Annotated in this window: 10 protein-coding genes; 4 read left to right on the top strand and 6 right to left on the bottom strand. The window is 54.9% G+C overall.

The features are described from left to right. Positions 1-35 precede the first annotated feature (35 nt). Positions 36-2426, top strand: coding sequence for a TonB-dependent receptor (locus tag HU764_RS12275; protein WP_186681669.1), 2391 nt, complete (start codon positions 36-38; stop codon positions 2424-2426). Positions 2427-2508: 82 nt separating this feature from the next. Here the strand turns inward: HU764_RS12275 and rfaD are convergent, their stop codons facing one another. Continuing rightward, positions 2509-3540, bottom strand: a complete 1032-nt coding sequence (gene rfaD, locus HU764_RS12270) for an ADP-glyceromanno-heptose 6-epimerase (protein ID WP_186702861.1) — start codon at positions 3538-3540, stop codon at positions 2509-2511. 611 nt (positions 3541-4151) lie between these two features. On the opposite strand from rfaD, the gene HU764_RS12265 reads away from it, so the two are divergent. Further along, positions 4152-5066, top strand: a complete 915-nt coding sequence (locus HU764_RS12265) for an integrase (RefSeq protein WP_186702860.1) — start codon at positions 4152-4154, stop codon at positions 5064-5066. A 341-nt stretch (positions 5067-5407) separates the two neighbouring features. On the opposite strand, the gene HU764_RS12260 is transcribed toward HU764_RS12265, so the two are convergent. After that, entirely contained in the window at positions 5408-6499 is a 1092-nt protein-coding gene (locus HU764_RS12260) for a hypothetical protein (RefSeq protein ID WP_186702859.1), read from the bottom strand. Between the two features lie 653 nt (positions 6500-7152). Continuing rightward, the gene (locus HU764_RS12255; RefSeq protein WP_186702858.1) at positions 7153-7725 is read right to left on the bottom strand and encodes a hypothetical protein; all 573 of its coding nucleotides are present in this window, start codon (positions 7723-7725) and stop codon (positions 7153-7155) included. An 865-nt stretch (positions 7726-8590) separates the two neighbouring features. Here HU764_RS12255 and HU764_RS12250 point away from each other — a divergent pair. Continuing rightward, positions 8591-9196 (top strand): DUF262 domain-containing protein, encoded by a 606-nt coding sequence (locus HU764_RS12250; protein WP_225935644.1) that lies wholly within the window; start codon positions 8591-8593, stop codon positions 9194-9196. 61 nt (positions 9197-9257) lie between these two features. On the opposite strand, the gene HU764_RS12245 is transcribed toward HU764_RS12250, so the two are convergent. Both HU764_RS12245 and HU764_RS12240 read right to left on the bottom strand, forming a co-directional pair. Then, positions 9258-10325, bottom strand: coding sequence for a UvrD-helicase domain-containing protein (locus HU764_RS12245; protein ID WP_186702857.1), 1068 nt, complete (start codon positions 10323-10325; stop codon positions 9258-9260). After that, positions 10318-11922, bottom strand: a complete 1605-nt coding sequence (locus HU764_RS12240) for an AAA family ATPase (RefSeq protein WP_186702856.1) — start codon at positions 11920-11922, stop codon at positions 10318-10320. Before HU764_RS12240 ends, HU764_RS12245 begins: the two co-directional genes overlap by 8 nt. 147 nt (positions 11923-12069) lie before the next feature. On the opposite strand from HU764_RS12240, the gene HU764_RS12235 reads away from it, so the two are divergent. Further along, the gene (locus HU764_RS12235; protein WP_186702855.1) at positions 12070-12864 is read left to right on the top strand and encodes an HNH endonuclease; all 795 of its coding nucleotides are present in this window, start codon (positions 12070-12072) and stop codon (positions 12862-12864) included. A 486-nt stretch (positions 12865-13350) separates the two neighbouring features. Here the strand turns inward: HU764_RS12235 and HU764_RS12230 are convergent, their stop codons facing one another. After that, complete coding sequence (locus HU764_RS12230) at positions 13351-17694, bottom strand: NACHT domain-containing protein (protein ID WP_186702854.1); 4344 nt, start codon at positions 17692-17694, stop codon at positions 13351-13353. Between the last annotated feature and the right edge of the window lie 508 nt (positions 17695-18202).

Genomic DNA, 18202 nt, shown 5'->3' with positions numbered 1-18202 from the left:
CACCTTGGCACGTCTCGATTTTGACCAGCACCTTGATGGCCAGCCAGTGGTCGTTCGCGCAAACCATGGTGGTTGTCGATTTCAATATTCCTGCATCAACGCTGGAAAGCTCGCTGAATGCAGTGGCTCGCCAAACAGGTGCTCAAGTGCTGTTTTCCAGCGAGCTGACTGCGAGCAAGCAGGCGCCGGCGCTGCACGGACGTTACACAGTGGCGCAGGCGCTGGGCCAGGTGCTCGAGCAGAGTGGGCTGGTGGTGCAGGCGCGTGATGAGCGGACATTCATCGTTTTACCGTCAAACGAAGCAGCGTCAGGTAATACGCCGTCTACGACCGCCAGCCCCATTGAACTAGCAGGCACGGAGATCACGTCCTCTCGGCTTTCCAGCGGTGTAGTACCGCAGGCACGCCAGGTCAATGTGATCGAACGCGAGCAACTGAAGCAATTGCGCCAGGGCTCTGATGGGCTGGCGACGCTACTGGCCAAGAGCATCCCTGGGATGGCCGACTCCAGCCGTACCATCACCGATTACGGGCAAACGCTGCGCGGTCGTACGATGTTGGTCCTGGTCGACGGCGTGCCGCTGAACACTAACCGCGACTCTTCGCGAAACTTGGCCAATATCGACCCTGCATTGATCGAGCGCATCGAGGTGATTCGCGGCAGTAGCGCTATCTACGGCGCTGGTGCAACGGGAGGGATCATCTCCATCACCACGCGGCCCGCAGGCGGCGAGCAAATGGCAGAGACCACGCTAACGGGCGTTTCGCCCTTGAGCCAAGTGGGCAGCGATGGCCTGGGAGGGCAGTTGCAGCATCATGTTGCCGGCGCCCAGGGTGCCCTGGATTACGCATTCGATTTCGGCGCACGCCATATCGGCGCCTCTTACGATGCCAAAGGGCACCGCATTGCGCCCGAGCCTAGCCAAGGTGACCTGTTCGATTCCAACAGCTACAACATTGGCGGAAAGGTTGGTTGGCGCATCGATGAGCTGCAACGTATTCAGCTGTCCCTCAGCCATTACAACGCCGAGCAAAACAGTGACTATACCGCCGACCCAGCGGTCAGCCGATTGCCGCCTGGTTCCGTACCCGCACAACCGTTGTCCGGGTTGTCCCTCGACGAACAGAACCAGATCAAGAACACCTTGGTGAACCTTGAATACGGTCACTCGGAAGTGCTCGGGGGAACATTCAATGCCCAGCTTTACTACCGCGACTATTTCACCCGCTTCACGCCCTTCGATGCCCGTGGCGTTGCCACACGTGGGCGCAATGTCGATCAAGTCATGCAGAACAGCGAAGTCGTTGGTAGTCGCATTACCTTGCGAACCCCGATCGGCGGGGCAGATACCGAACTGTTGTGGGGCGGCGACTTCAACCAGGAGCGCAGCGACATGCCGATCGATATCTTCGACCCGCAAGCGTTTGATGCGAGCGGCGGAACGGTATTCAATAAAATCGGCAAGTTGAGTTACATGCCTGACCTGACGTCGCGCAGCGTAGGTGCGTTTGCACAGTTACAGCATCGTTTCAACGAGCAGTGGTCCATGGAAGGCGGCATCCGTTATGAATATGCCACCGCCGAATACGGGGACTTCATTCCGCTGTCTGAATCAAGCACCGCCAACCCCGCCACGGTGGAAGGCGGCAAAGTCCATTACGATGCATTGCTGTCCAATATCAGCCTGACTTACTCGCCCGTTAGCGGCCAGGCGGTTTATGCCGCCTTCAGCCAAGGTTTCCAATTACCTGACATTGGCGTGCAGCTGCGTAACGCACGCCGTGGTTTCGATATTGGCTCGTCCAACCTGGAGCCGGTCAAGACCAATAACTACGAACTCGGTTGGCGCGGCGAGCTGGGCGAGGAGACGTTGGCGTCGCTGGCTGTTTTCTACACCACATCAAAACTGGGCGATGTTCAGAGCTTCAACAATGGCCTGATCCTCACCCGCACCCAGGAGCGCATCTATGGCGTGGAAGGCAGCGCTGACTGGTTGACCAGCGACGAGCATTGGGGGGCAGGGGGGAGCTTCACTTGGATGAAAGGGCGCGAGCAACCAGACGCTGGCGATTGGCAAGACATGACAGGCTATCGCATTCCACCTGTGAAACTGACAGCGTATCTTCAATACAAGCCAGACGAAGATTGGAGCCATCGCGTGCAGGCGACTTACTTCGGTGCAGAGGATTACCGCCTCAAAGGTGTCGAAAGCTTTGGCAGACGCAGGGTAGATGGCTACACCACGGTGGATATCATCAGCCAATACCAGCTGAGTGAGCATGATCAGGTCAGCGTGGGCGTCCAGAACTTGTTCAATCGGTATTACTATCCGCTGTACAGTCAACTGATGCGTAACAGTAACAACACCAGCCATTTGCCTGCGCCAGGCACTGTGTTAACGGCGAGTTATACCCACCAATGGTGATCGGCAGGGCCCCTTTAGGCTGGTTTAAACATAACTACACTAAATGAATATTTAGCGTAGTTATGTTAAGAAGTTGCGAATATCAAGCTGCCGTCGCTTGGCTGAAAGGAGCAGGCGGCGGGCTTTGCAAGCCTTGCAACCAATCACAATACAGACTTACCCCTTGTTCCACCGTCAATGTTGCCGTCTTGTAACCTGCATCGCGTAAGCGCTGCAGGTCAGCACACGTGTAACACTGGTACTTGCCGCGTAAATGTTCAGGAAACTCACTGTACTCCAGAATGCCTTCAAGCAAGGCCATCTCCAAGGACAGTGGGGGTTGGCCTTGGTATTTGCGTAATCGGTTGATCACTGCCAGCGCAACATCATTGAACGACTGGGCGCGTCCGCTACCTACATTGAAAATGCCGCTTAGTTGCGGGTGATCAAGGAAGAATAAATTGACCCTGACCACGTCATCCACCGAGACGAAATCACGCAAATGGCTACCGCTAGGGTAACCGCCGTAGCTGCCGAACAGACTGACTTTGCCGCGGGCCTGGTACTGGTTGAAACAGTGCAGGGCCACCGATGCCATCGCGCCTTTATGCTGCTCATGGGGCCCGTAAACGTTGAAATAGCGCAATCCAACGACCTGACTGCGCGAAGCTGACAACTGCCGGCGCACATGCTGATCGAACAGGAATTTGGAGTAGCCGTAGACGTTCAATGGGCGCTCACAATCGCGCTGTTCACGAAAGTCCTGGCCAGCACCGTAGACTGCTGCCGATGAGGCGTACAGGAACGGAACCTGTTGCGCCTGGGCAATCTCCAGCAAGTCCCGGCTGTAGCGATAATTGTTATCCATCATGAAACGGCCGTCGGCTTCGACGGTACTGGAACATGCGCCTTGGTGCAGCACCGCACGTACGTTGCCAAATTGTCCGCGCCGAAACCGGTCTAGGAAGTCATCCTTGTCCAGGTAGTCAGCGATGTCACTGTCAGCCAGGTTGAGGAATTTGTCGCCTGCGGTGAGGTCGTCGACGGCGATGATCTCGGTTTGGTTGCATTGGTTGGGCGCCTGTACGAGGTTGCTACCGATGAATCCCGCGGCGCCGGTTACGATGATCGTCATGCCAGATCCCCATAAGGGTGCGGAGATCGGATTTTAGTGGAGGGAATCTGCAGGGATGTTAACCAAGGTCAAAGGATGGGATGGTTGGGTGGGTTGTCGCCGTGGTACTGGTTTCGAATCTGGGTATCCCACGGGCGTGTGGGTTTATACGAGAGTTCGCATAATGCATATTATGTTAAATCGAATATTATGAGGAGATGCTCATGTTGTTGTGTCCACTTCCACCAATCCCCGGTCGGAACTCCAAGAAACCCCGTTCGACGTAAAATCAGTCGTTTGCGATGACATCCTCATACCGCTCCTCAGGCTGTCCTCTCATATAACCCCGTTTCATCATTTCCACTCTCAGATTGGCCAATGCGCGACTCATCTGGTATAGCTAATTCAATGCCCCAAAATTTTAGCTCGCGAGTGTACCAATGGCGCGGCCGTTCATCCCATTCCCGATCTTCCCTCCGTACATGTATTGGTGTCCCAGCGATCAGCCTAACGCCTTAGCAAATCTCCAAGTCTCGATCCGCCTCCATGAGGTTAGTAGCGTCTGTCAGCCATTCATTTGCACTTGGTACACAGAACGGTTTATCAGTTGGCTGGCCCATAATTGGAGTCCGTTGGATTCTCACCTGCAGTATGGCCGCCGGATCGTCGCGCTGGAAAAAATGCTCAATTGGAGCTTTGCGAACGAGCTTTGCTTGCTTGATTGGACGCGTGCGGACTATGAGCGTTATTGCAAATTTCTTCAAAGCCCACCGCGCAACTGGACAACCGATAGCAGACAACCTAGGTTTGTGGGAAACCCAGCGAATGAGTTCCGAGACTGGTCGATCAACCCTGCTTGGGCACTTTTCAAAGTCAAATGTGTCGGGAGCGACCCTGATGTCGAGCGAAATGTGACGCAACAGGAGATTCAGTGCGTGAGGCAGTTCCTAGATTTCTATCTTAGGGACGTATCGGTCAATAGAGAGAACGTAGCCGCCAAGCCCCCCGGGTCTCTCGAGTTTAGAGCCCTAAAGGATCGAGGATTCATTTCCGACGAAGTCCTGAGTTGGATGTTGAAGGCAATCGAGAGCCTTGATCGGAGCGTTCATACTATCCATGTAATATCGATGTATTTGATGATCGCTCGACATTCGCTACGCCCCATGTGGCTAGTGCTGGGCAATAGAGCCAGTCCAGGCCGCATTGATCAATTCAAGCGGAATATTGATGGTGTTTGGCAGGAGATCCAACGCAAAGGTGGTGGTTTTAGGCCGTTGCCACGTGCTTTTGGTCAAGCCTTCGAGCGCTATCTGAATTATATGAATATTGACGCCATGCAACCCTTGCCAGCTCTCAGCCTCTTTCCCAGGGAGCACTCATCTGGCACCCTTGATATGCGAGCCCTTGCGAATATTTTAAGAACGATTAGAGAGATGCTGGCAGATGAGGCAAAGACATCCGATAACCCTGAGATCTCACAAGCGGCTGATCAGATCCGGCGCCTAACGCCTGTCATGCTATCCAAAGGGCCGTTTACGGAGGTCTAAGTAAAGCCAAACACCGGGCGGGTCGCCCTGCTTGGCATCTATCCTCACATCGTCAGGCCGCCGACCTGCACGCACTGTTATTAGAGAATATTGCCGTGGTGAAATCAGTTATCGCGCCAGTGCATCCGCAATGGCTGCCTATTGAGGCAGACACTTAAGGTTTAGCGCTCAGAGCAGAGTGGCCGCATGGTGGCACCGTACACCCCCGTCCCACTTTTCCGTCGGGCCCAGGTACTCCAGGCGGTTGCCAGGGAATAGTGCACTTGGCTTCTATAAAGCCGGAAAGGAGGGCCTGCACCCTCCTCCTTGTGCACTGAGGAGCAAACACTTGAAGTAAGACCTCAGCTTTTTTTGAAGAGCTGCTTGAGATCTTCAATCGTCATTCTTTCTGAATCTGAATTAGGCTTAAGGCGGTGCGGGTTCGGCTGCTTCATGCCTATTGATCTCGAAATTTTATGAAAAAGAGCTTCTATTTGTCCGCGCATTGGATTGGTGCGATTATAATAGTGGATGATTTCAATTCCGGCTTCTGACGCTATTTTTTTAAAGCGTTCTGAATTAAATGAGTCACCTATATCAAGCTGAATAATGCCATAGGCTTCGTTTTCACTCGCTCCTTCATTGTCACGAAGCGCAGTCGAATCAAGCGCATCGGTCAAAGCGTTGACCGCTTGACGGTCTGGGGTGTCGTCCAACGAGACAGCGCTTCCAATGCTAATTCCAGAGGGGATATCGAGAACCGCAACTGCCCAGGGCCGTACCACTGAGCCGTCATCCCTTTGAACCTGCACAGCCATTCGGGTGCATTGAATAGCCGTCCTGCTACCTTTGACTGGCTTGACTCCCCTCAAGAGCAATCCAGAGCGGCCTGCTTTCCCATGAGTGAGCAGCACATTGATTTCCTGAAACTCAGCATCAGGTGCAATGCTCTGCAATGAGACTTCGGCATGCACCTGCCATGAACGACGCGCTTCCCAAATTGGCTCATGAAATGAAAAGCGTTGGTCAGGGCTCAGCTTGTACCTCGAGCTCCAATCTGGCCCAAGGTGCACACCCTTTTGCGGGTTGTTTGTCAAAGCTGCGATTACTGCGTTCATTCCATGGCGCTCAAGGTAAGCGTCCACGCTTGGAAGAACCTGAGTTGGCAGGCATTGCTCCAGCGCCGCTATGCACTTGGGCAACACCTCGCCCGGGAGCTCGAACAGTTCAGCAGCACGGCATTCGCCAAGCTCCTGGTTGAGAACGATGAACTCTGCATCGGACAGATGATGCTCAAGCTCTTGATCATGCTCTTCGTGTTTGAGTGCCCTGTAGGTGTGGTAGCCAAGGAGCGCAGCAAGGACTTCCTGAAGTTTCGCGTGTGCCACCTCAATGCCGGCAACGTGGAGTTCCGCTTTAGCATGTCGGGCAGCTTTGGTGAGAGTGTTGGCCATCTCATGATCCTCAATAGCTGTCTTTGCTGCTGGTCGCTTTATCTGTCGCAAGACAGCTGAGTCACAAGATGCTGGAAGGAAGTGATGGGTGAAGAACCTCTTTGAGTCGACCAGAGCTGAGGTGAGGCAACCTCATATGACTGTAGCTCATTGGCGAGCATAAACAGCATCATTTAGAATTTGCCTCCCTCAGCGATTCAGGTTTCATAGGTGCGCAATGATATTTCTATTCCGCCTTTGGGATTTCTGCTTCCCGGATCGAAGGTCAGAAGCCGAGAAAGCGCGTGAACGTCAATTCATCGAGGCGGTGAACAGCCTCAAGACCCTCAGGGTGACTGACCGCGGCACGATGTCGATCGACCCAGAGGAGATTCGCGACCAGATACTAGAGAGTCGCGAAGCCTTGAAGCATCTGGTGGATCCAGCGCATAGAAAGGCCCCCGGGGCTCCAACTAAAAGCTGATTGTATAGGTCTTGGCGTGCCCCGCTGGGGACGGCTGTCGTAAACAGCGCCACCGGCTAGCGCCGGCGTCCCTGCCCGTTGGGCTTCCATCCTCACGCCTCCGGCCGGAGGCCTGCGCGCTCCGCTTGCTATCGAGCCGCCCTAGCCCGCCAACTGACCGTTGATTCAAGCGCCGGCCTTAAGAAGCACTTCATCCCCGGATTTTATGTCCTTGACGTCCGACGACTTCAAAAAGGCATTCTCGCGGGTAGACCTCCAACTGCTGTCCACTGGCCTCGAGTAGCTTCTCCTTTAGCCAGGCTGCATCGTCTTTCGAGAACGAGTACCCCATCCATTCGAGCTCCATCTCGAAGCCACCAGGTTTGAGGGTGCGGATCGTTACCAAGATATTCCCGCTTGGGGCGTCCGTAAGCTCGGGGCTTGCATCGGTATAGGGCACTTCACCCGTGGCGCTCAAATGCCAGTCCGAAATCAGTCGGAATTTTCGCTGCAGAACGGTATCGTCTTCTCGAACGGCTGCCGTTGTGGTTTCTGGATCAGTTTGATCATTGAAAGCGATGGCCTCTGACAGAGAGAAGGCCAGCTCATATGCGACTTCGGCGCTGAAATTCAGACCGTAAGAGTCGAATTCGATCCGAACTGCGCCCTCACCTCCAGATTTGATGGTGCATTCGTAGTGCTCATCAAGCTCTCTGTCGCGCCAGCAGAGCATTTCACGTTTGAATACTTGATCTTTTGGTGCGGTGGTATTTCTCAAGCTCATTAAACTCTCAGTAATGACTTTGTCTATATAGTCATAAACGGTTCGATTTTTCAGAACTTGAGGTGGAACAGAGAATATTTTGAAATTTTTTTAGCGTGCCCCTTTCGGGGTGGGCTGTTGTGAACCAAGCCACCCGTCACGCGGGCGTCTTGGCCCTTCGGGCTGCCATCCGCACGCCTACGGCCTTTGGCCTGCGCGCTCCGCTTGCATGAGCGCGCGCAGCTTTCTCAATCATTCTCGGTCATCTTCCGAATCACCAAGACCAGGGTCGCGACTTTTCTGAGTATCATCGCTAGGAGTGGCGTCATCATCTCGAATCAAAACATCGAGTTCCTGGTATTCAAATTTAAACCTATGATCTTCCGAATCGAAGGATTGAGTCTTTTGATCAGGCTTGTCCGTATGCTCTAGCATTGTCAGTGATTTGTTGTGGTATATACCCACTCCGACAATCAAGCCGATCTCCCTGTCAGTTATTACGACTACGCGGGGCGCGGAATGCCCAGCCTTACATTCGGTTCCCCTGTATTTCATAGCGCGCTCCTCTCATGGCGGCAACATCAGCGGTTCGGCTATCAGCGTAGCTTTGAGTTACGTACGCACATGATTTTCCAGACGAGCGGGCCTCAGGTGAAGTGGCACTTAGGCAAAGTAAGACCTGATTGCTGACCAAGATTTAGCAAGTTGCTATTCGACATAAATTAAGCATCTGGTAATTCTACGATTTCAAAAGGGGCTTTGCTCCTCCTTCGCATTGCTCAATGCATCTGATGTGTTATCTTTGCGACATCGTCGAAGCCCCCAGAACAATTTCAGTAGAAATGCCCAGGTGGTCTGGATATCCCCTTTCAGTAAAAGACAGTCAATGCTCACATCAAACGCAGTATTCCAACGGCTCAGCGGCGCTGATGAATCCGGCAGTGTTCGAATGCCTCAAAAGCAGCTCGACGCGACCCTGTATATGTTCCAGGTCGACATGCTTGCAGTAAACCTCGAAGCATACTCGGCAGATCCCGCCCGGGCTCGCGCCAAGTACCCATGGGCAACCCGGTTTGCCATGGGTCATCCCCTCGCCCCCTGGCAGCGGCCTGCAGTCTGGACAGAGGAACAGCAGGTGCGTTTTATCACATCGATCTGGATGGGTTCAGACCTTGGGTCGTACCTGGTGAACGGATGGTATGAGTTTGCCGACGGCGGTGCTTACGAGCTGAACAGCGAGGTTTTGCTCGATGGCCAGCAGCGCCTCACCGCCCTGGAGAGCTACCTGCTTGGCAAGTTGGGCGTGCCTGATGCGGATGGGTGTGTGCGGTATTGGGCAGAGGTCGGTGACAAGGAGCGTAAGCGCTTCCTGGCTATGCCTTTCGCTCAAGCTCGGGTGCATTCTGGTGACGAGGCTGCGCTGCGTAAGGTTTACGACCTTCGAGCCTTCGGTGGAACCCCACATACTGAAGATCAGCGCGCTTCAAGGTAGCCCGTTTATGAATGGTGGCGCCGATATGGCCGCCACCCTTTGCATTTGTCTCTTGAAGTAGTCAAGGCTCCCAGACCGGCAGCGTCGACTTGCCTGGCTTATCTATTACGATTGCCAGGCTCTGTTTTGCACGCGTTGCTGCTACGTAGAACGCGGCCGCAGACATAGCTTCAAGGCACGCTTCCTTCTGGATGAAAGCTGCGATGGGCCCTGTTGGCACGACTAGCACACGCTCGAACGTAGCGCCTTTAGAGACCTTGAAATTCATGAAGTCGAGGGTGAACTCCCTCCCCGATGCCACTGTGGCACGAAGGCATTGCGGCCGGTACCGCTCTACGTATTGGTCAACGTGCTTCGAGTGCACCAGGAACACACCGTCATGGTCAGAGACCTCGTGGTTCTCCGAGGTTGTGCCAGGAAAACCCCAAGACTCATCAAAAATGGTGTCAGAGAACGTTGCGATCTCAGTCCGACACCGATAGGTGACCGTCGCGTAGTTGATACTCAAAAGCCCACCCTGCTCTCGCTCCTGAAACCATTCGAGAGCGCCGGCATAGCCATACTGCTTATTCTTCTGCCCCCTCGGGTTGGTCGACAGCACGGCCTGGCGTACATCACCGACCATGCGAACGTCGATTCGGGACTGCAGCAGATCATGGATGATCTCCCAGTCGTACCCACTCAGATCCTGAACCTCGTCGATCAGAATTTCGTCGTAGAGGTGCTCTAGGCGACGAAGCAACGCAGGTGTTGCGGCCATTAGCTCGCGCGCCAGGCGGCCGAGCTCGCAGCCGTAGACCTGGTTGCTTCCGTCCATGAACCTTTGCTTGCCCTTGGCGAACCTGTAAGGGCGCCCTTCGAAATTGAAGCCCCCTACCCGTTCACCGGGGAATTTCACCGGCAGGAACGGCTTCGCAAAGTGGCGAAGCAAAAACGTGTACCAACCCAGCACCTCGATGTTGTGGAGATCGCCAGCCTGAGCTCGTAGCCGATGGGAAAGCTCTTGCTGATTTGTCTGGGTGAACGTGGCGACAAGGACGCGGCGGTCACTGGGCAATCCATTGCAGTGATCTACGAGGCCCTGGGTTTTTCTCCCGCCGGCGACCGCCAGGGTCAGATGGTTAGGCATTGTGAATGAACTCCGCCGCAGCCTTCATGTAGGGCGGTGGGCCGAGGACTTCGTCAGACTCGGCGATTCGAATAGCCCCTTCCGTTTTCTCACGTGTCATCCAAGTCGCCAGGTCGGCCGCATCGGTGATGCCGAGGGTCTTGCGCAGTTGAGGTTCGCCATTGGCAGTAATGAGTTGAGGCTCAAGAGTCGCACCGTCGGCTACCTCCCCAATGAAGAGATCTCTGCGCTTTGCTTCCAGCCACTGCTCAACTGGTTTACGGAGCTCAGTCGGGTCAATGCCATCGTTGTCGCGCATGACGGCGACAGGCTTGTTGATGGCCGCACAGAGCTCTAGGCACCGAGCCAGTGCCAACCCGCGCATGCTGATGACATCAACGCCATGGGCCATCGGGCGAGCCCCGTAGAGATCCTGATAGACACGTTCGAAAATAATCTCATCGGATGGCCCCTCAACCAGGACGACTCTTCTCGCCAGCACGAGGCGGAGGGTGTCGTAGCCTGGGAGCTTTTGAAAATAGCTCACCGTTGTCGGATCGAGCTCCGTGATCTTGGCCGCGCTGTTGCGGTGGAGTAGTAGCAATGCGTTGAGTCCGAGCCGGTTCAAAACGTAAGTGCTGTGGGTAGAGATGAAGAGCTGCTGCTCCTCCGTCGCCAAGTCTTCAATACGATCAAGCAGAGTCGTGAGACTGGTGTGTGAGAGGTGGTTTTCAGGCTCCTCGATCATCACGATTTTCACGCTTGAAGAATGCCGTTTCATCGCGAGGGAGATCTTGATCGCGGCTTGCTGCCCCTGACCAGCCATCGCGAATGGAAGGCCATCGACGTGGGGGGTCACTACGCTATCCCAGGCTGTTCGAGAGGTCTGATCCATAGCCAGCGCCATAGGCTCAGACTGTAGAGCAGCGCCAAGTCCCGCAAGCCGCTTGTTCACCGGCGCCAGCGCCCCTTCAGTCATGGATGCTTTGACGCCTCGATAGTCCAGCGAGATTTGCGCCTTCTCGGCTGACTCCAGGTGATCGCTCAGAATTTGCCGAAGATGGTAATCGACCCCGGCAGCGGACTTGACCGTCCGAGAATCGATCGTGGCCACCGATAGCGCCCGTGGGCGCCGAGTGAGCTCGTTGTCAGCAAACGACCGCCATTCGTAGGTGTAATACTCAACGGGCAGCAGGTGTGAAGGATCCTTGAGCCACTGATCCAGCTCGTCTTGGTATTCCTCGTTCGGGAAAATGGAGAGGAATACCCCCGGGCACACGTTGGTAGGCACGTCCGCATTCACCGCGCCGAGTAGCACCTGCAAATCAGCTACATCTTGCAGATAAAGCTCAATCAGGATCTCCGGAAGCTTAGGCGTCTTCCCTGCTTTCCGAAGTGCCAGAAACTCAGCCACCATTTCAGTGTTGAACCAGTGTGGATTCAGTTCTTCGAGGATCCCCCGCCCACCTATACGGCCATTCAGCGCCAGCGAAATGGCCTCCATCAATGTGGACTTCCCAGCGTCATTGTCACCGACCAGGATGTTTACGCCCGGGTTGGGCTTGAGCTCGAAATTTTTGTAGATGCGGTACCCACGGATACGGATTTTTGTGATCACAGTCGACGTTCCTTGGCGAAGTGCTGTTGTATGGCGCTTTGATAGCCCCGTGGCCTGATGCTATAAGCGAAGCGCTAACGTTGTCGACTACGTCACGTTCCGCACGTCCCTCACCACCCTTTCGGTTCTCCACGCCAGGATCTGCGCATGACCACTCCGTACTACCCAAACCGCAAAGCGTTCATCCTATCCTTGGGAGCGACATGCAGAAATTGGAATTGGAGCTGGTCGTTTGTGAATCACCAAGAGCGCAAGATCATTTTTGGCGCATGGGATATCCACATAAGTGGCGGTCGTACACTGATCCTCAGCGAGGATTGGGAAATCGAGAATGGGCGTCGTAACCACGGTTATCCGCAGAGCGTGGAGCATCTCAGGCTGGTTGGAGAGGAAGGATACGAACTCTATACGTTCAAGATTACACACTCAGATGAGCGCCAGGATGAGGACGGTGCGGGCCCTGCAAAGATCAAAGACTTTGAGCGCTCCATCCTTCGTAAGTGGCTACTGAAGCAGGATGGCGAGTGGTTTGCGTGCGACGAGCCACCGATGCCAGCACTCCCTGAAGAGGTCAGTAAGCCCGAACTGTACCTAGAGGGCGCCGTCCGAGAGGTAAAGGTTAATGCCTATGAGCGTAGCGCTCAGGCTCGGGCAGCATGTATTAATCACTACAAAGCGGTTTGCTATGCGTGCGAATTCGATTTCGGACTGGTTTATGGCGAGGTTGCCGAGGGACTCATCCATGTCCACCACATCGTTCCTCTGAGTACGATCGGCACCGAGTACAAGCTTGATCCGATAAAGGATCTGATCCCGCTGTGCCCGAACTGCCATGCGGTGGTGCATCGTGGATCCGAGGTCATGAGCATTGAAAAGCTCAAGGAGTGCTTGGCCGATGCAAAGCGGCGCTCTGCCCTAACGGCCAGACTTCAAGGTTTGTAACGCGGTTTTTGGAATGTAACGTGACCGATGTTACATTCCAGAAACTACGTTACAAATCCGGGGCTGTGGGCTCGTCATCAGGTGGCGGCAGCAATAGATGCGAAAACTCAGTCGGAACGGGCCGCATCCCGATGCGCCTGGAGGTGAGCCATCTCCCTCTCCCATTCCTCTACGAACTTTTCACAATCATCGAAGTACGGGCCAGCGGCAACTCGGGTAGACCCGATGCTCGCTTGGGCGAATCGATCCCGCCAAGGCGTCGGGATCGTATCCTCGTCAACGACCAAGCGGCCTGAAGATCGAGGAGATTTAGTGACTAGGTCGAGGAGATGTTTGCAGGACAAGGACACGTCGCAAAGGTCGCGCTCGACCAGATCCAGCTCTTGGAGGACAGATTCCGCTTTAGGGTCGCCAGGGCGGAGATCGGAGAGAGCCCAAAGCAGCCGTCTGAATCGACGCTCGCCTTCAATGAGATCGGCCAAGGTTTTACCCCTCCTCACTCAGGCCGGCTTCCACCTGGTTGGCCTTGATGGCTTTAGCTGCTGCCTGTCCTCCTCGCTTGGTAAGGTCGATGCCGATAACCCTTATGTCCTCAGCGCCAGGATATCTAGAGGCGATACTCAACCAGTGTTCCTGCAAGGCTGTTACCAAGCCGTCAAACCCGACTCGATCACCCTTTGGGGTCTCCCATCTGGTTTGATCATCTCGGCTGACAAGCAAAAAGATTCCACAGGTCGACCTGTCATCGCGAAGGTAATCCCCGCATAGCTGATTCTCGAGTCGCTCGAAATGCTGCGGCCCGCTCCAGTTCTGCGAGAGCTTCAGTTCGACCGGTACGGGGGCATCGAACTTGGTGTTCAGGAACCTGTAATCAGGTCGCTTGTCGTCCGCAAGCTGCTCTTCCTGGACTACTCCGTAGCGGCCTGTAGCGCGGTCTCTACACCAATCTCCGATAAATTTTCGAACTGAGGTCTCTTGGCTTGAAGGTAAAAGCAGCTCAGCCCAGCTTGAGTCGCTCTCTTCCAGCAGATGCTTCAAATCCAGTAAGCGGTCAATCGCGAGGTTCCAAAGCTCCCGGTGCGTCGAAGGGGTGTTTTCCAGCGAGTTATGGAAATCAATGACCTTCTCTGGGGGCCAAGGCGGTGTTTGCGAGTCGGCCGTAGCTTTCTGCTCAGCATAAAAAGCACTCCATGGGCGAAGGCTCTCTACGGGATGGGCCTGGGCAATTTCCTCCAAGGCTAAGAACGCTTCTTTACCAGGTGTTTCTCGAATGAACGCCAGCAGTCCGTCGCGAGCATCCTGAGCATCGTCCCTCAGGCCAGGAAAGCAAACGTCTGTTCCTGCGCGCGAAATGTCATCTGTGATACGTACGTACTCGTTAACGAGTAGATAAAGCGCTTTGGCGTGCTTTACCGTCTTGTAGTTTTCCCGGCAACGGCGTGCATTTTGGCCACCAACAAGGCCAATGAGGCAGAGCATTGCGAAATGCGCTTTTTCGGCATTCGAAGGCAGCGAGTCGATACGAGCTGCCAAAGCCGGGATACCCTTTGCGGGTTCCGATCCAATCCACACAGCAAACCAAGACGGTGCGATATCCAGATCGTTCTCTGCGATCGCACGCTCGCTGGCGAGCTCTGCCAGAGCCTGGTCACTGACCGATGACTCCACTAAGACGCTCAGGACAAGTTGTAGAGATTCCAGAGTTTTCACGGGTTGAGCCAGGCGCGCCATCAACGGAGTTGCTAGCGCTTCACACAGCCATTCACCACCGTGGCGCAGCCTACGTAGTACATGATTGCCACCCGAATCCGAGTATGGCTGACCCAGCTCGTAACAGATTTCATGCGCTACGATATCTCGAATAGGATGCGGGTGACGTTCGAACAGCTTGGGCAGCCACACCGGGAAGCGGCCGAATTCAAGTAGGGCATAACGCATCGCGTACGCTGCATCTCTACGGGACATCTCAAAGAAGCCTGCCGCCTCTTCCCTAGCTTCTATAGCAAGCCCGGTTAGCCCTAAAATCACCTGATAGGGGGTCGAGTTCGCCTCCGCTCCCTCCGAAGGCAGCCGTGGAAGGTAGCCCCTCCAGAAATGAATCGCACCCTCACGAAAAGCTTGAGCGACTGGCATTCCGAACTCAGGAACGAGTGATTCCCAGTTGCCGCTGCTCCATGAATTTGAGGATGAAGCCCCCTCCCTCATTTCGTTTAGAAGGTCGCTTTGATGACGAGTCATCATGCCTGGCTCGGGACTGTTGATCTGCGCTACCTTAGCCCCGAGCCCGTCGCGCCACTCGCGACGTCGATTCGCTGCCGCAACTTCTCGCTTGGCCGACTCTTCTTTCCTCTGAGCTTGCTTGATTTCCCATTCCTCTACTTCTCGTTTCGGTGGGTTCAAGAGGAGGTCGAGTTTCTCACGAAGCGCCGCATCGGATTCAGTGGCCTTTTGAAGCTGAATCTTCCACTCAGTCGGCCTACCATGTTGTTTGTAGATTTCAACGCCCATACTCATCGCCATGTGGCGATCCTGAAAATCAGCGAGGCTAACAATCTGGTCGCAGGCGAGACTGAAATTCTCCTTGTTCAGCGTCCAAAATGGCCGGAAGCCGATCAGTTGCCAGACGTTGATTACGGCTTCGTTTTGATGCACACGCCCCTTACGAGCAACCTCAACGTCATACCAGAAGAGTTTGTAGTCGAGTTCAGGCCAGTTGGGTACGGTTGCTCTGAGGTTTTCGCCTAGCTCGCGAACGTCTCGCTCATCGTAAATATGGGCCTGGGCGAGCTTACTCAAGATTGCTAGAGCGACTTCATCGAGCGCAAACGAATCGCGCTCCTGGATCAGCCGAAGGACACCTTGACCAGCGATTTCGGCAACCCAGATGTACCTCTGGGAGATGGTATTGAATCCGTGACTTTTGGTAGGAGGCTTATCCAAGAGCTCTCCCAATCCGCGGATGAAGGTAGGGAGGTGTTCCAGCGGCAAATCTGCTGCCAAGGATGAAAGCCTCATCGCAAGGCTATCCCTACCGCTATAGCGTTCCTTCTTCGCGGCCCGCTCGATCGCCTCCAGCAGCCAACAAAGTGACTCACTGCTCGACGGTAAGTTATCTACGAGCTCTGCCACCCATTCCCGGTTGACCTCCTTGTCACCGGCCAACAACCCCTGGCGCACTTCTGCGATGTCCTGAGGCGTACCCAAATCGATCACAGCACGAATGGCTGCCAAGCGCGTGTGCTTGTGCGGCGCGGTGAGGGCAAATTGCTTGGCTTCTGCGAGTGCACCCACGACCTCCCCTTGCCAAACCATGCGCAGCAGGAACCAAGTGATGTCGTCGTCGTTGCTGTAGAGCGCCAGCAGGTCTTTGATGTCTGCGGTGAGATCATGGTGAGCGAATCGTTGCACTGCAGAATAGTCAGTGACCAACCAGCTATGTGCCGGCTGCGCCAAGTGTTCGCAAGCTTTGCGCAGTACGCTTCGGCGAGTCGTTAGCTGTAGCTGTCCTGGATCACCCCCCTCGAAAAATACTTCCGGGGCAACCTCTTCTAGCCTTGAGCAAATACGCGTGTCCAAGAGCGCCAGCCAAGGTAGAACTGGGCGTAGTGAAGGGTTGATGACCTGAATACCATATTGGGTGCGGAAGAACAGATTCTCGATTTTCACTCGAGAGGCAGCATCGAGAATCAGCCCGTGAAGCCACTCAGCCGTTAGGTATTCTCGGACAGTCCGATGGTGAAAACGTACTGTTCCATAGATGCCAGGCTCGAAGATCGGCCGGCTCAGCAGCGCGCCAGCGTCTTCGTCATTCCACCCCCTCAGGACAGAGCGTACTGGGATGCCCTGTTTGTTGGCGTCGCCATCCGGTACGCGGACAGCAGACATCTGACCCAATGTTGTTGCGGCAGCGATGAGACGGACACCTTCGCGGAGTTTTTCTGGAGCGATGGGTTTCATCTCAGCTCGATTTTGGTCGTGCTCTTCTAGGCGACGATCGATGCTGCTCCTCATCAGCTCTAGACGCGATCCAATACGTTGATGAGCGTGCCAATAGTCGACGAGCTCCAGGAAATCCAACGGGCGCGTCGTCAACGACCATGCATCCCTGCGGTCAAGTTCAACTCGGAACGCTTTGGCGTCGTCTACACCTGTGGCTGCGAAGAATCGGTCGACCTGCTTGCCATGGATGTCGTCCAAAGTCACTACAAGGAATGACCCGCGTGACTTCGTTTTTGTCGGAGCCGTGTGCGCCACAGCGTCAGGCACATCTGTCGCATTCACAGGCGCTCGCTTGTCAATGGACTCAAGGGCAAACGTCGACTCACATATCGCTAGATCCGTCCTGGCGCGCCACGCTGTGCTGCGCCCAGTAATGAGTATGTGCGCCTGGGCGCCAAGGCGCCGGGTCAATCGGCCAATTTTGCGGATTGCGCGCTCAAAATCTCTCGGATCCTTTAACCGAGCCTCGTCCACTGAATCCATGAACAGCCAACCTTCGGCGCCCGAATCTAACCAGCTTTCGAACTCATCGAAGCTACCTTCCTCGATTGCGTCTTCCAAATCCTGGGAGACGTTTTCGATCCGTAGAAAGAAGGCCATCTTCCCTTCGCTACGGAGCTGGCGAGTGACGTTCCGGATTTCCGCGGTTTTACCCGATCCAGCCTCCGAAAGCAGTATCACTCGGCGGTGCTTAAGCAACTCTGGCCAGTGAAGATCTCCGCTCCCGTTATGACGACCGCTCAGCTCTACTTCATCAGACGCGTCTGAGTCGAAGGGGATTATGGAGAAGGTACGATCAAGGTCGATGAAGGCATCCAAGTGCCACGTCATAGCGAGTCTCAAGCAAGTCGTGAGCAGTCCCAATATGGGCTGCAGAGGCTCTGGCATCCTACCTGAATTGGCGCCAGCATCGGTGCCCACCTTAGCTGTGTGACTGAAGTCCGTGAGCGCCAGCTTGATCGACTCAGCTATGCCTGCGGTACGAGCCACGCGCTTCGCTTGGTACTGCAGAGTTCACTAATGGCGTGTCAGAGAGAGGCCCCCGAGCGCTTCGAGCTGGTAGTCGGTGACTGTCTGAAAAGCGTGCTCGGCCTCGATGCGAAGAGCCTCCACCTCAGCCTCAGGTTTCCCATCCGCCTTGGCTTGATCGTATCGCTTCATGGCCTCTATTGTCTGCTGATAGAGAGGGTCATCTGGGAAGGCTGGCTTCAGATTTTTTCGCTGCATATTCTTAACCTCATATTGCTTCTGCGCTGCGAATAAGCGGCGCGGTGTTACCTCTACATACGAGTGCTCATTTCCACCCATGATAGGCTAGAGGCAGAATACGTAGCCCCCT

Origin of the sequence: Pseudomonas kermanshahensis (assembly GCF_014269205.2) — a bacterium.
GTDB classification, from domain to species: Bacteria; Pseudomonadota; Gammaproteobacteria; order Pseudomonadales; family Pseudomonadaceae; genus Aquipseudomonas; species Aquipseudomonas kermanshahensis.
The sequence above is the reverse complement of the archived record's forward strand: the minus strand, read 5'-3'. Positions and strand labels throughout refer to the sequence as shown.